The sequence below is a fragment of the Bartonella sp. CB10SXKL genome (assembly GCF_042195515.1).
GTDB lineage: Bacteria > Pseudomonadota > Alphaproteobacteria > Rhizobiales > Rhizobiaceae > Bartonella.
This window is the reverse complement of record NZ_JBHION010000002.1, coordinates 85104-100084: the sequence shown is the minus strand read 5'-3', so window position 1 is coordinate 100084 and position 14981 is coordinate 85104. Positions and strand designations below refer to the sequence as shown.

At 38.2% G+C, this 14981-nt stretch carries 11 protein-coding genes; 6 read left to right on the top strand and 5 right to left on the bottom strand.

Going from position 1 to position 14981, the window contains the following annotated elements:
• Window positions 1-40: 40 nt before the first annotated feature.
• Window positions 41-1144: a redox-regulated ATPase YchF gene (gene ychF / locus ACFIK3_RS01645; protein WP_375630839.1), complete on the top strand. Its 1104-nt coding sequence runs from the start codon at window positions 41-43 to the stop codon at window positions 1142-1144.
• 159 nt (window positions 1145-1303) lie between these two features.
• Here the strand turns inward: ychF and ACFIK3_RS01640 are convergent, their stop codons facing one another.
• The 4 genes from ACFIK3_RS01640 to petA form a co-directional block, all read right to left on the bottom strand.
• Window positions 1304-1744 carry a PRC-barrel domain-containing protein gene (locus tag ACFIK3_RS01640; RefSeq protein WP_273791238.1) on the bottom strand — a complete coding sequence of 147 codons (441 nt, stop codon included), beginning with the start codon at window positions 1742-1744 and terminating at the stop codon, window positions 1304-1306.
• 110 nt (window positions 1745-1854) lie between these two features.
• Window positions 1855-2751, bottom strand: a complete 897-nt coding sequence (locus ACFIK3_RS01635; protein WP_375630841.1) for a cytochrome c1 — start codon at window positions 2749-2751, stop codon at window positions 1855-1857.
• Window positions 2745-3998, bottom strand: a complete 1254-nt coding sequence (locus tag ACFIK3_RS01630) for a cytochrome bc complex cytochrome b subunit (protein WP_375643123.1) — start codon at window positions 3996-3998, stop codon at window positions 2745-2747. Before ACFIK3_RS01630 ends, ACFIK3_RS01635 begins: the two co-directional genes overlap by 7 nt.
• Before the next feature lie 4 nt (window positions 3999-4002).
• Window positions 4003-4551, bottom strand: a complete 549-nt coding sequence (gene petA / locus ACFIK3_RS01625) for a ubiquinol-cytochrome c reductase iron-sulfur subunit (RefSeq protein ID WP_375622263.1) — start codon at window positions 4549-4551, stop codon at window positions 4003-4005.
• 724 nt (window positions 4552-5275) lie between these two features.
• Here petA and ACFIK3_RS01620 point away from each other — a divergent pair.
• Window positions 5276-5752: a tRNA (cytidine(34)-2'-O)-methyltransferase gene (locus tag ACFIK3_RS01620; protein ID WP_273791242.1), complete on the top strand. Its 477-nt coding sequence runs from the start codon at window positions 5276-5278 to the stop codon at window positions 5750-5752.
• 632 nt (window positions 5753-6384) lie between these two features.
• On the opposite strand, the gene ACFIK3_RS01615 is transcribed toward ACFIK3_RS01620, so the two are convergent.
• The gene (locus ACFIK3_RS01615; protein WP_375663383.1) at window positions 6385-7638 is read right to left on the bottom strand and encodes a CCA tRNA nucleotidyltransferase; all 1254 of its coding nucleotides are present in this window, start codon (window positions 7636-7638) and stop codon (window positions 6385-6387) included.
• 245 nt (window positions 7639-7883) lie between these two features.
• On the opposite strand from ACFIK3_RS01615, the gene ACFIK3_RS01610 reads away from it, so the two are divergent.
• From ACFIK3_RS01610 to ACFIK3_RS01595, 4 genes are read left to right on the top strand one after another with little or no spacing between them, the layout of a single operon-like run.
• Window positions 7884-8915: a MoxR family ATPase gene (locus ACFIK3_RS01610; protein WP_273791244.1), complete on the top strand. Its 1032-nt coding sequence runs from the start codon at window positions 7884-7886 to the stop codon at window positions 8913-8915.
• A complete protein-coding gene (locus tag ACFIK3_RS01605) occupies window positions 8916-9827 on the top strand; it encodes a DUF58 domain-containing protein (RefSeq protein ID WP_273791245.1) in 912 nt (303 codons plus the stop codon).
• Window positions 9824-12622, top strand: coding sequence for a DUF4159 domain-containing protein (locus tag ACFIK3_RS01600; RefSeq protein ID WP_375676165.1), 2799 nt, complete (start codon window positions 9824-9826; stop codon window positions 12620-12622). Before ACFIK3_RS01605 ends, ACFIK3_RS01600 begins: the two co-directional genes overlap by 4 nt.
• A complete protein-coding gene (locus ACFIK3_RS01595) occupies window positions 12619-14715 on the top strand; it encodes a glutamine amidotransferase (protein WP_375676164.1) in 2097 nt (698 codons plus the stop codon). Before ACFIK3_RS01600 ends, ACFIK3_RS01595 begins: the two co-directional genes overlap by 4 nt.
• Window positions 14716-14981 lie beyond the last annotated feature (266 nt).

Here is a 14981-nt window from a genome sequence, read left to right as displayed (position 1 = left end):
TTTATCTTGACTATAAAATCAAACGAAAAGAAAGACTCTCATGGGCTTTAAATGCGGTATTGTCGGATTACCTAATGTTGGGAAATCAACTCTTTTTAATGCATTAACAAAAACAGCCACTGCACAGGCTGCCAATTATCCTTTCTGTACCATTGAACCCAATACCGGTGAAGTTGCTGTTCCAGATTTACGAATGGAAAAAATTGCATCAATCGCTGGTTCAAAAGAAATGATTCCTACACGCATTAACTTCGTCGATATTGCGGGGCTTGTGCGAGGAGCTTCAAAAGGCGAAGGTTTAGGAAACAAATTTTTAGCCAATATTCGCGAAGTCGATGCCATTGTCCACGTTTTACGCTGTTTTCAAAATGAAGATATTACCCATGTAGAGGGACGTATTGATCCTGTTAGTGATGCAACAACGGTTGAAACCGAACTCATGCTTGCGGACCTAGAAAGTCTTGAGAGACGAATCATACAAATTCGTAAACGAGCAACCGGAAAAGACAAAGAGGCTCTCACAATTTTGCCTATTATGGAAAAAGCATTAAACATACTGCAACAGGGAAACCCTGTCCGGTTATTGCTCAAAGATATCTCTTCCGATGAACACCACATTCTTAAAAGCTTGAATCTTTTAACCTCCAAGCCTGTACTTTATGTTTGTAATGTAAGCGAAAATGACGCCGCTCATGGAAATAGCTTTACCCAAACAGTTGAAAAAATGGCAACAGAGCAAAATGCACAAAGCATTATCATTTCTGCTTCTATCGAAGCGGAAATCACACAACTGAGTGATGCTGAAGCATCAGAATATCTCAATGCTTTAGGACTCTTTGAACCGAGTCTCAATCGCCTCATTCGCGCTGGTTACCATTTACTTGATCTCATTACTTACTTCACCTGTGGGCCTAAGGAAACACGAGCATGGACAATTACGCGTGGTACAAAAGCTCCCCAAGCAGCTGGCGTTATTCACTCAGATTTTGAGCGCGGTTTCATTCGTGCCCAAACCATCAGCTACAATGACTATATTGCTCTGGGTGGAGAAAGCGGTGCAAAAGAAGCAGGAAAAGCCCGCGATGAAGGAAAAGAATACATTGTGCAAGATGGCGATATCATGTTATTTAAACATAATACTTAAATCTTCACTCTGTCTTAATAGTTTATCTTGAAAACTTTGGTAATAGCTCCCTGGAATCTTGTCGCAAAAGCTCTCAAGTGTTTTTAGAACAAAAAGACTGTTGCTAGCATATGATTATGATAGCAACAGTTTTATCCATTAAAGAATGAAAATATAAAATTAGCGTGTCCAACGCCCTTCATATTTAAATGTTGGAGCGTCCTTTAAAGAATCTTTTGTCGCATTTGTAATGAGTTTCCATTTACCATAATCATTTGTCATCTGGATTGTTTCTGGAGAAACGACCACATAACTCTCGCCTATGCCAAGAAAACCACCAACAGCAATAACAAATCCTGCAATATTATTTTCACGTAAAATAATATCTTTTACTTCACCAATATTTTCATCTTCTATATTATATACATTGGCGCCTATAAGACTGGAAGCTACAAAATCCGTTGCTAAAGGTGTCACATAACGCACAGACTTATCTATCCCCACCTGTACAATACCCGTCGAAGAGATCATTTCAGGTTTTGAAGGCACTTCAAAAGACTGAGCATAAGTACTAGAAACCATCAAAATTGACATAAGAGTAGTACATGCAATTTTTTTCATTTTAACATCTCCATTTTTACTTTGCTTTTACTTTATAAAACCTCAATGCATCATAAAAAGATTTGTTCCTTATGCTCTTTATACTCTATACTCTTTCGAGCCTTGTCGCTTTACCCTTTTCTCTTTATTTCGTCTTTTGTTTCTTTCTCTAACTCTTTTTCTAAACCACACCAAATACGATTTTTTAAAATATAAACAAGCCCTGCAAAAATGATTAAAAATAAAATAACACGAAAACCGGTTTTTTTACGAATTTCCATATGAGGATCAGCAGCCCACATCAAAAAAGCAGAAACATCGCGCGCATAATGTTCAATGATTTCTGGAGTTCCATCTTCATAAGCAACCATACCATCACTCAAAGGAGGAGCCATCGTTAAAGAATTACCGGCAATAAAATAAGGATTATACCAATAACCATTCGCAATTTTTATCTCCTTCGGTGCCTTCTGATATCCTGTTAAAAGAGCTGTAATATAATCTGGACCAGCTGTATCATAATGAGTTAATACATCAGTAATTAAAGCAGGAAACGGCAAAGATACCCCACGTGCACGTGCCATCAATGACAAATCTGGAGGATAAGCACTATTCAAAATAAATCTTTCTTCTTCTTCATGTGAAAAGGGAGAAGGAAAATAATCCGTTGCAACCCCAGCACGTTTAAAAAATTTTCCTTCTCGATTCGGGCCATCGCGCACTTCATATTGCCCCGCCAAAGCTTTAATCTGTTCTTGATCATACCCTAGAGCTTTTAAATTGCGAAAAGCCACATATTTTAGCCCATGGCAGCTGGAACAAACTTGTTTATAAACCTTTAATCCGCGCCTCAATTGCGCCTTATCATAAAGCCCAAATGGACCTGAAAAACTCCATTCTTGTTTTTTAGGAACTTGTAAAGGAAAAGAAATAAATCCCTCTTCCTGATCAGAGTCATCACTCGCTAAACTCTGAGCAGAAAAGCTCATAGCAACAATAAAAATCAGTCCGACAAAAACATTTACCATAGTCTCTTTTTCTGTTTTAAATCTTGCATAATTGAAGAAGGAAGAGAACAATTTTTTTCAAACGCTGGCAAAATCGGCAAAATAACCAAAAAAAATATAAAATAATAAACAGTAGCCAATTGTGTCCATAAAAGAATTTTATCACTTATTTCTCTTGACCCCAACCAACCAAGAAAAACGACATCAATAACCAACGCCCAAAAGAAAATTTTATAAACAGGTCGATATCTTGCTGAACATATTTTAGAACGGTCTAACCATGGCACAAAAATTAAAATGCAAATCGAACTGACGAATAAAACAAAACCAACAAAGTTTGAAGAGAAAATACCAATATCAAAAGTTATAGCACGAAGCATCGCATAAAAAGGCAAAAAATACCATTCTGGAACCACACGAAGAGGTACCTTTAAAGGATCTGCCACACTATAATTTTCAGCCTGCCCCATATAATCGGGCATATAAAACAAAAACCAGGCAAAGAAGATCAGAAAAACAGTAATAGCAAAAATATCTTTGATAAGCGCATAAGGCGAAAATGGAACTGTTTCCTTATCTGATTGTATAGCAAGACCCGTTGGATTACCTTGCCCAACACAATGGATTGCCCAAATATGCAGCCCCACAAAAAGAAGCAAAATAAATGATAAAACATAATGGAAAACATAAAAACGATTCAACGTTGGTTGTCCTACGACATAACCACCCAGAAGTGTCTCATGCAACCATGTCCCCACCAAAGGTATCGTTTTAAAAAGCCCTGCAATCACTGAAGCCGCTGAAATAGACATCATCCCCCAAACAAGCACATAACCAAAAAATGCTATTGCCATCATGATGATATAAATAAAAATACCTGTAACCCATACCATTTCTCGCATGTTTTTATAAGAACCATAATAAAGTCCACGTGCCAAATGGATATAAACAGCAATAAAAAAAAACGAAGAGCCTACACAATGCCATGGACGAAAAAGCCAACCAAACTGCCCTTCACGCCGAAATCGTTCACTGGTTTCAAAAGCCAAATGAATATCCGGAACATAATGCATAGCCAAGACAATACCAGTCAAGAGCTGTGATAAAAGCATAATGGTTAAAATACCGCCAAATGTGTAAAAGTAATTAAGATTACGCGGAACAGGAAAAATCACAAATGCATTATAAAAAAAACGAGGAAGAGGAAAACGCTTATCAAACCAACGGGCAAGAGCATTTTTAGGACAATAAGGAGGAAACCTTATCATGACTTTATCCTATTTTGAGCAAAGTATCAGAAAGAAATTGGTAAGGTGGAATAGTCAAATTATAGTTAGCTGGGCCTGACCGCACTCTTCCAGCGGTATCATAAACAGACCCATGACAGGGACACAACCATCCTCCAAATTTACCCGATTGCCCAAGTGTTACACAGCCTAGATGCGTACAAAGATTAATAACAATCAGCCAATTTTCACGTCCTTTACCTGCTGAACGCGCAAAATCTGTTGCTTCTTTTTCACCTTCAAGATTAGGATTGCGCGCTTGACGATCTTTTAGAAGTCTCAATTCAGTAGCGCGCGCATCAGCAATTTCTTTTGCCGTACGATTTCGAATAACAACAGGCTGTCCTCGCCACTTTACCGTTACCGACATCCCCTCTTCAATACCAGAAAGATCAACCTCAACAGAGGAAGATGCCAAAACAGCTTCATCTGGACGCAACTGACGGATAAAAGGCCACGCAACCGCTCCCATTCCAACTGCTCCTGCAACAGCTGTTACCAAAAACAGAAAATCCCGCCTCGTTTGCTCACCCATGGACTTAACTTAAAGAGACACTTTGCTAAAACATTCTTTTACCATACCCTCTCCCATTGTACAATGCTTGATCATTCAGTTACCTCAACCATGAAAACATCCCCGTAAAAAACTCCTGCCATTTGTATGGTTTATACAAAAACTGTTTTATAATGATAATTCATCGTTTTACAGAGTGAATGAAATCCTGAAACACCGTAAGTTTCTTTCATTTCAAACCTATTCATATTAATCAATCAAAATTACTCCCCCACCCGTGAAAATCAGAGATAGCATGTAAATAAACACTTCTAAAGAAAGAAACATTGTCTTGTTATGACCATATCTCAGTAAATAAGTTGAGCTTATCGGTTATTTCTTTAACACATTTACAGCATCTCTCCCTTCCTCAATTCCAACTGGTTGCATGAGTATTTTTTTTGCTTCTGTTTTTGCATAAAAAGCATATTTTGTTGATTTTAATTAAAATGGATGATCTAACCTCATTAAATACCCCACTTTTCAACATAATGAGCCAATCCATTTCATGGATCGCTCAATAAAAGGAAGTCTCTAATAGGGAGCTTCTCTCTTATCCCAAACAGACCTGTATACATAACGTTTTCCCTGAAATTTAAAGGGAATAAAAATTAACCGTAAAAACATGTATTTCTCAAAGCATATTTTTCGAATAAATTGTGGTGCTTCTTTACAAAGTCGAAAGAAAAATCATATTACAGAGAACATGACACTTCATATAGCTCTTTTCCAACCTGATATTGCTGGTAATACTGGAACGATTTTACGTCTTAGCGCTTGCTTTGGTTTACATGTGCACATTATTGAACCTGCAGGCTTTAATCTGTCGGATCGTAATCTCAAACGCGCAGGATTGGATTATCTCGAATATGCTTCCTTAGAACGACACATTGATTGGCAACATTTTATAAGCTCCATGAAACACTTAAACCGCCGCCTGTTGCTTTTAAGTACAAAAGCAAAAACATGCTATACGCAGATATGCTATCAAAGAAATGATGTTTTACTTTTTGGTCGTGAAACAGCTGGCGTTCCCGATTATGTTCATGAAGCGGCCGATTACACATTGAAAATTCCCATGCAACCACAGGCACGCTCTCTAAATCTCGCCATGAGCGTAGCCATAACAACAGGAGAAGCATTACGCCAAATTGGTTATCATGAAAGAACCTGTAATCTATAAAACACAGCAATTCCACTAAAATTTTTAATAGAACGATAAAAATACATAAAATATGGTTTTAAATAATTAAAAAATATTTTTTATAGCGTATAATAAGTAATTAAAAGCGCATACGTTTCAATAATACTTTTGGAATAACTTACAGAATTCCTGTAAAAAAACATAAATTATTACGAAAAACAATATACAATATATAAAAAACAGTTAGAGCGTATAATGCCTATCATTTTCCAACAATTAAGTGCTGATAAAATAAACATTTCTTAGTGCCCATCATATCCATTTCATATCACCACCTATAAATGATTAAATACTCCTCCTAGTAAAAATCCATTAGACATCCCCCTCTTCATGCTCATACAAAGTGCAAACCGCTATCACTATTCTCTTTATTCGTTCTCATTTTCGAGAATCCTTATCTTTGAGATGGTTCATAAGAGACATTTTTCCTCTCTGTAATCATTTTTCCTCACTTGTGACATCTAAGGCAATAATTTTGATTGATGTAATATGAACAGGTTTGAAATAACCTTACAATATTTGGAGCTCTTGTTTCACATGAAAAATTACTATTATAAATTAATATGTTGACTTAAAAAATATAAACAACAGTGGGTTTGTAAACAGATATATTATAAATCAATTTTTTCTAATAGTGCATGACGATCCATTAAAAATCCGCTTTCAACCCATATCATTTCTAGCTCTTTAAGCTTTTTTCCTAAAAGCACACCTTTAGTAAAACCTTTCTTTATTAAATCGTTACCATTAATAGGAAAAGTTGGAATCTGCCATTTTTTGGCAAGTTGATGAAGCTTGACATAACCCTCTGCTTTTTGCAAAGCATCACTTTTTTCCAGATGATCAAGATGTGATGCAGCGACAGACAACGATAATTGATCTAAAACTGGCTGTCGTCCATGAAAATAAATCAGTTTTTGCACAAAATGATCAGAACAGTTTTGGTTTATTATTTCTAACTCTGCCCATTCTTTTAATCGCGTTCTTTCTTTATGGGAAAAATGCAAGCGCTGTGCCATTTCATGAAGACGTATGGGGTCAGGAGGAAGAAGGCTTTCTAGCCGTAATAATGGATCAACTTTCCAACCAAGAGTCTGTTCTGTCTTCACCAATGCGTGAATTGCATCAATGCCCCATCGTTCTGTTTCAGGAAAAATGAGTGCCAAAACTCTGCTTTGTCGCATCCATAAAAGAGCACGCGTTGGATCAAACGCCGCAAGAAGCTTTTTCATTTCTGCCCAAATACGTTCAGAAGAAAGTTTTTTTAAACCGTGTTTTAAACGAACACATGCCTTCAATCCTTGCACATCAGGTCGCCCTGCTCCATACCACGCAAAAAAGCGAAAAAACCGTAAAATACGCAAATAATCTTCGCAAATACGATCTTCTGCAACCCCAATAAAACGAACTGTTCGGCTAGCAATATCACTCAAACCTCCCACATCATCATAAAGGTTTCCAGCAGCATCACAATAAAGTGCATTTATCGTAAAATCCCGCCGTTCAGCATCTTTTTTCCAATCACGACCAAATGCCACTTTTGCATGACGACCATCTGTTTCAATATCGCAGCGAAGCGTTGTAACCTCATAAGAACATGAATGAGCAATTACTGTTATTGTACCAAAAGCAATCCCTGTAGGAATAGCTTTAAATCCTGCTTCTTCTACACGTGCAATAACCTGTTGCGGCAAACAGGTTGTTGCAATATCAATATCACTAATAGGCTGCCCTAGCAGTTGATTGCGCACTGCTCCCCCTACAATACGCGCCTCTTCCCCCTCCTCAGACAAAACACGAAGAAGTGTTTGAATATCACTTTGTTGTAACCACGCAACCTGTTTGAAGTTCTGTCTTATATTCACCCTTTAACCTTTCAAAAAAGTTGTCTTCACTGCTTTAAAGAACTCTCTTCATAAAACAAAATTTTTAAGACATCCCTTATAAAGCACGTCTATTCTTCCAAAGAAACTTTTCTCTTCTATACGAATATGAAAAAAAACGGCATATGATACTTCATTTCTTCTCATTTTCTGTTACAAACAATAAGATATCCATTATCATGCAGAGAAAATTACCATTTTTGCGACAAACGCCTTAAGGAAGAAATATGAGTCAACATGATCCATCATCCAATTCTATAAAAAAGGTCAATATCAATCATGAGGCTCAAGTCATTATTGATGATATTGATACGACACACAAAGAATTGGATATTTTACAACAAGAAATTGACAAAGTTATTTTTGGGCAAAATCAGGTAATCGAATATGCTTTAATCGCTATTTTTGCTGGTGGTCACGCCCTTCTTGTCGGTGCTCCAGGACTTGCAAAAACACGTCTTGTTGAAACATTGGGAACAGTCTTAGGGCTTGATGAAAAACGCATCCAATTCACTCCTGACTTAATGCCATCGGATATTATTGGTTCTGAAATTATGGATTCCGATAAAGACGGTAAACGTTCTTTTCGATACATTCAAGGTCCTATTTTTACGCAACTTCTCATGGCCGATGAAATCAATCGTGCTTCCCCACGGACACAGTCAGCCCTTTTACAAGCTATGCAAGAATATCATGTTACTGTTGCAGGTACCCGTTATGATTTGCCACAACCTTTTCATGTTCTTGCAACGCAAAATCCTCTCGAACAAGAAGGGACATATCCACTTCCTGAAGCACAACTGGATCGCTTTTTGATGCAAATCGATATTGACTATCCTGACCTCACAACAGAGCGACGGATTATTTTAGAAACAACAAAAGAAAAAAAAACAAATGCAAAACCAATTTTATCCGGCAAAAAATTGCAAAAAATTCAAAATATCGTTCGCAAAATGCCTCTTTCAGAAAATGTGATTGAAGCTATTTTAAAAATTGTCCGCTCATCTCGCCCTCATAAAGACAATAGCCTTGCTAATACTTATGTTTCTTGGGGACCTGGTCCACGGGCATCACAAGCCCTTTCACTTTGTGTTCGCGCCCGTGCTCTTTATTATGGACGCTTAGCCCCTTCACTTGATGATGTTGAAGCATTAGCCTATCCTGTATTACAACACCGCATGGCTCTTAATTTTTCTGCCCGTGCTGAAGATATAACCGTAAAAGATATTATCAATAACCTTGTGAAAGATGCTCTTTGAATGGCACTTGGCAAAAAAGTTTTACAAAAGCCTCCATTGTCGCTGGCAAATGAACTGCATAAGGATACTGGCAAAATGCCATATTTCCTTTTGCAAGCGCGTCATATCGCTAATACACTGATAACCGGATGGCACAGACAACGTAAAAGCGGTAATGGGGAAAACTTTTGGCAATTTCGTCCCTATATGGAAGGAGAATCCATTACCCGCATTGATTGGCGTCGCTCAGCGCGTGATGAAAATACGTATCTGCGCGAAAACGAATGGCAAATGACACAAACCGTTTGGCTTTGTCCTGATCAAAGCGCATCAATGCATTACTGTTCGCGCTTTTCTAAAATCTCTAAAGGTAATCATGCCATTATTCTTACCCTTACCTTGGCATCACTTCTTGCACGCAGTGGCGAACATATTGCTATTCCCAACTTAATGTCCCCCACAATGACATCCAATGTCGTAGAACGAATAGCCTTTGCTTTAGAAAATCATTCCGATGAAAATTCATTTCCGGATTTTTCAACGATTACACGCTTTTCACATGTCGTTATAATGAGTGATTTTCTCGACTATCCTGAAAAAATCATCCAACATTTAACCGTTTTAACTACAAAACAGGTGACAGCTCATTTAATTGAAATTTCTGATCCCGCAGAAGAAAGCTTTCCCTACACAGGTCACACAGAATTTTTGGATCCTGAAACGAAAGAGAAACATGTTTCCACTAAAGCAGAAGATCTTCGTAAGAGCTATTGTAAACTATATCACGCAAGGCGACAAGAATTGGTAAATTTTTGCGCACGCCAAGGATGGTCTTATCACGTTAGTACAACGGATCAACCTTTAACAGAGACCATTTTTCATCTTGCAAATACAATGAGCGACTCTCCATTGCAAAAAAGGAGGGCACTTTGAGTTTTGCTGCTCCCTTTCTGTTACTAGGGCTTTTGTTCCTACCGGTCATTTGGTGGCTGTTACGGATAACTCCTCCATCTCCGCGCAAAGAGCTTTTTCCCCCTTTTCGCTTCTTACCCAAACCAACTCATCAACAAGAAACAGCAAAACATACACCTTGGTGGTTGCTCTTGTTGCGTTTAACCATAGCGGCACTTGTTATCATAGCTCTAGCACGCCCCACTTGGAATCAAAAACCAATCAGCTTTTCTGGATCTCAACCCCTTGCACTCATTATTGATAATGGTTGGGCTTCTGTAAAAGAATGGAAAAAGCGCATCTCTATCACTGAAATGCTTCTTGCACAGGCAGAAAAACAGCAAAAAAATATTTATCTTGTTGCAACGGCTGAAAATGATATCTCCAATATAGAGCCCCAACCAGCCAAGATTATAAAACAGCATTTAATGCATTTGCAACCGCGTCCTTGGCCTGTCAACCGTGTGCATGCCTTCAAAAAACTCAGCGAAATAACCAAAGGAAAACCTCTTGATATTGCTTATTTGAGTGATGGATTACGAACAAATGAAGATGAGCAAGCTTTTGCTCATCTTGAAGAATTAAAACCTAGAAACTTCTTGTGGTATTTGACTGATATTTCCGATTTAACCGGCATAACATCCATAGAAAATAACAATGGAAACATGGGCGCGCGTATTATCCGCTCAACAACACACAGCAACACTCCCGCTATACTCAGCCTCTACGATTCAAATAATCAACTTCTCGGTCAATTTACGAACAATTTCTCTGAAGGAGAAACAACAGCACTTGTTCCTTTTAATGTACCACTTGAACTACGCAATGATATCGCTTGGATAAAAATAAACAATCAAAACCATGCTGCTGCAACCTTCTTGGTAGACAGCCATAACAGGATAAGCCGTGTTGCTCTTCTCTCACCAGATACCAATGAAATGGCACAGCCTTTACTTGCTCCATTTTATTACATTATCAAAGCCTTACAAGGTCATACACAGCTTATAACAGCCGGTGGAAGAGAACTTTCAACGGATATTGATCATTTGCTTAAACAAAATCCATCTGTTTTGATTATGGGTGACATTGTTAACATACCCCCAAAAGCAGAAAAAAAACTTTCTTATTTTGTGAATAAAGGGGGAACACTCATCCGCTTTGCAGGAGAAAAACTCAGTGGCGCAGAACATTACGATAACCTTCTTCCGATACCACTACGCCCAGGTCAACGTTCCCTTGGAAGTATTATGTCTTGGACAAAACCACAAAAGCTTGCCCCTTTTGCAAAAAATAGCTTTTTCTTTGATCTTCCTTTTCCAAAAGATGTTACTGTCTCGCGCCAAATCCTCGCAGAACCAACCCCAGATCTTTTTGAAAAAACGTGGCTTAGCCTTTCGGACGGAACTCCTCTTATTACCGCAACAAAACGTGGTAAAGGAACCCTCATTCTCATTCATGTTGCTCCTGACCCAACATGGTCTAATCTTCCTCTTTCTGGCTTTTTTGCACAAATGCTGCAAAAATTAATCACATTAGGTTCTAACGAAAACACAAACCTAACACACAGAGAAAAAAGAACCGTGGTACAAAGCCCTTGGCGAACTATAGCCGTTGACGGACAATTACAAGTACCACCCTCTGATGTTGTTCCTTTGATCTTTGACTCTCAAAATCCACCCCATCCTTCCTACCATACTCCCCCAGGACTTTATGGTGTCAAAAACAATTTTTATGCACTCAATCTCTTAACTCATTCGTCGCACTTGATGAAACAATCATCATTGCCAACTTCTCTTAATAAAAGCCCTTTATCTTACGATACAAAAGAAAAAAATCTTATTGGTCCACTTTTAGGATTAGCCATCTTATTATTCGCCTTTGACAATTTTCTCATTTTATGGATGGGAGATATTTTTTCTTTCATAAAACGGCGTAATATGTTTCTCCTCCCCTTTATAAGTCTTATTGCCTTGTTTTCATATGATCCAACTCTTCATGCACAAACGAAAGAAAACCATCATGATAGTGTACAAGCTGCCGGCGCAACACATCTTGCCTATGTTATAACCAATAATCATGAAATTGATACAACGAGTAAAAGTGGTCTAGAAGCGTTAAGTCAATTTATCGCAGAGCGCACAATGCTTACCCTCGGCTCTGTTACAGCACTTGATCTCGATAAAGATGAACTCTCTTTTTATCCTCTTATTTACTGGCCAATTGATGTTAAAAGTCCTATACCAACCCCCAAAAGCCTTGAAAAAATAAATAACTTTATGAAACATGGGGGAACAATTTTATTTGACACGCGCGATCAGATAAAGAGCAATCTTAATCTTGAAGGAGATGCCACTCCAGAAACGCAAAGATTACGAGATATCTTAAAAGAGTTAAATATTCCATCCATTGAGCCAGCATCAACAGATCATGTTGTTGCACGTTCTTTTTATATTATGCCAGATTTTCCTGGTCTCTACCGTGGTTCACCTTTATGGATTGAATCCTCCTCAACAAACAAAAAAAATAAAAATTCTCTTGCCAGCGGCGATAATGTAAGTTCTCTTCTCATTACTGCCAATAACTTTGCCGGTGCTTGGGCACTCGATGAAAAAGGGACATGGAAATATCCCCTTGTTCCCAATGATCCCATGCAACGTCTATGGGCATTTCGTGCAGGTTTAAATATTGTCCTTTATGTTCTTACAGGAAACTATAAAGCGGATCAAGTTCATGTTCCAGCACTCTTGGAACGCTTTAAAAGAGAAAGAAGGCAATGATATCATTTTTCACTTTTCAGCCTTTTTTACCACTCATTTGGATTCTGTTCTTAAGTGGAATATCGATTCTTTTTGTCGTTGTTGGTCTTGTTACGCAACGGCAAGGTTCTTTATTTCGTCTGATGGCATTAAGCGCCCTCATCCTTGCTTTGCTCAATCCAATGATCATAAAAGAACAGCGCGAACCACTGAAAAGCACAGTGGGAATTGTTATTGACCGCAGCAAAAGCCAAACATTTGGAACACGTACAAACGACAGTGATGAAGCGCGCGCGCAATTAACTCAAGCATTGGCGCATTATCCACAATTTGAACCACGCTTTATTGAAGCTGGAAAACTTGCTGATAATCAGTATGCGCCCTCAACGAATTTGTTTGAGGCTTTAACACAAGCAGTATCTGATGTACCGCTCTCTCGTTATGCAGGAACCATTTTTATCACCGATGGACAAGTGCATGACATTCCTGACCTATCAGACCTTCATCATGAAGCCCCTCTCAATGCCCTGATTACAGGGCACTCAGATGAATTTGATCGCCAAATTAAGTTTATCTCTCCTCCACGATTTGCCCTTGTCAACAAACCACAAACGCTCTCCATTTTGGTAGAAGATAAAGGCCCCACCAAAAAAACAATACCACAGAAAGCAAATATTACATTAAGCGTCAATGGACAAGACATTGGCCATTATTCTGTGACTCCTGGCGTGATTTTTCAAACTGAAATTACCCTTCCTCATGCTGAAAAAAATATTATCCAAGTTATAACCGATCCACACAAAGGTGAACTAAGCTTTGAAAACAACCGCGCCATAACAATTATTGAAGGAATCAGAGAAAATTTACGCGTTCTTCTTATTTCAGGTGCTCCTTATAATGGAGAACGGACATGGCGAGACCTTTTGAAAGGTGACTCCAATATTGATCTTGTTCACTTTACTATTTTGCGTCCTCCCACCAAAGCAGATAATACGCCCTCAAGCCAATTATCCTTAGTGGTCTTTCCCACAAGAAAACTCTTTGTTGAAGAAATTAATAACTTTGATCTCATCATCCTTGATGGCTACCAGCACTCTACTGTTCTCCCCTTAATCTATTATGATTATATCGCCCAATATGTACAAAAGGGGGGGGCATTGTTGATGGTAACAGGACCTGAATTTGCCCAAAAAAACTCACTTGCGAAAACACCTTTAATAAGCATTTTACCGGCATTACCTAATGGAACTATTATTGAAAAACCTTTTCGCCCCACATTAACCAAAGAAGGTGAGCGCCATCCTGTCACAAGAGGTCTTGCAACACTTAACCTTCCAGCTTCCCAATGGGGGCAATGGTTGAGACAAATTGCTATTCAAAACATAAATAACGGAATCGCCCTCATGAAAGGAGCCGATGAGCAACCACTTTTACTTCTCTCTCATGTTGATAAAGGACGTGTAGGCATGTTGCTTTCTGATGAAAGTTGGCTTTGGGCTCGAGGTTTCGAAGGCGGCGGTCCTTATGCTGCTCTTTATCGACGAATTGCTCATTGGCTCATGAAAGAACCAGAACTTGAAGAAGAAAAATTAAGTGCGACCAGCAGCCATCATCATTTAACAATTCGCCGCCAAACTCTAAAAGACCATCCAGAACCCGCTGAAATAATCTTTCCCTCTGGAAAAAAAGAAAATATTACTCTGACCAAAGAGCAAGAAGGCCTTTTTACTGCAACTGTGACCACTGATGAGACAGGAATTTTTACCATTAAAAATGGCGATTTAACAATACTTTCTTCTGTAGGGATGCTCGATAATCTTGAGTTGTTTGACTTGACTTCAACACAAGAAAAACTAGCCCCCATTATTAAGCACACAGGCGGCTACATCGGACGTTTACACCCTGAGGGAAAAGAAAACATTCATCTTCCTCCATTCAAACTGATTCAATCAAAAACAAGTCCGTCCTCTTCCCCAGCACATTCAATTGTTCTGAAAGAAGCAACAGAAACCCGTTTAATCAATACCTTTTATTTTTCGATATTTTCTGGTTTTTTTGCATTGCTTGCTTGCCTTTTACTGTTGAGCAGCATGTGGTATTATGAAGGACGTTAAAAGGTTTGAGATTTCGTATAATAGTTTTAAAATTCAGCTTATCTTTTTACGTATTTACTTGTCTTTTATAATTAGATAACGTATTGATTTATAACTAAAAATACAGTATAATTCTCCTTATTTCAAATATCCTCATATTAAAAAAATAAAAAACATTCTCTTGCGTATTATTAGAAGAGATGCAGTATGGATAGAAACCATCGAAGAAAAGAATGAAATACCTCTTATGAATCCTCTTAAAGCAAGGATTTTCATAAAATTGGAGG

Excerpts from the sequence above, each read along its gene's own strand:
- ychF (WP_375630839.1), top strand. The coding sequence starts at position 41 with ATGGGCTTTAAATGCGGTATTGTCGGATTACCTAATGTTGGGAAATCA.
- ACFIK3_RS01640 (WP_273791238.1), bottom strand. The coding sequence starts at position 1,744 with ATGAAAAAAATTGCATGTACTACTCTTATGTCAATTTTGATGGTTTCT.
- ACFIK3_RS01635 (WP_375630841.1), bottom strand. The coding sequence starts at position 2,751 with ATGGTAAATGTTTTTGTCGGACTGATTTTTATTGTTGCTATGAGCTTT.
- ACFIK3_RS01630 (WP_375643123.1), bottom strand. The coding sequence starts at position 3,998 with ATGATAAGGTTTCCTCCTTATTGTCCTAAAAATGCTCTTGCCCGTTGG.
- petA (WP_375622263.1), bottom strand. The coding sequence starts at position 4,551 with ATGGGTGAGCAAACGAGGCGGGATTTTCTGTTTTTGGTAACAGCTGTT.
- ACFIK3_RS01620 (WP_273791242.1), top strand. The coding sequence starts at position 5,276 with ATGACACTTCATATAGCTCTTTTCCAACCTGATATTGCTGGTAATACT.
- ACFIK3_RS01610 (WP_273791244.1), top strand. The coding sequence starts at position 7,884 with ATGAGTCAACATGATCCATCATCCAATTCTATAAAAAAGGTCAATATC.
- ACFIK3_RS01605 (WP_273791245.1), top strand. The coding sequence starts at position 8,916 with ATGGCACTTGGCAAAAAAGTTTTACAAAAGCCTCCATTGTCGCTGGCA.
- ACFIK3_RS01595 (WP_375676164.1), top strand. The coding sequence starts at position 12,619 with ATGATATCATTTTTCACTTTTCAGCCTTTTTTACCACTCATTTGGATT.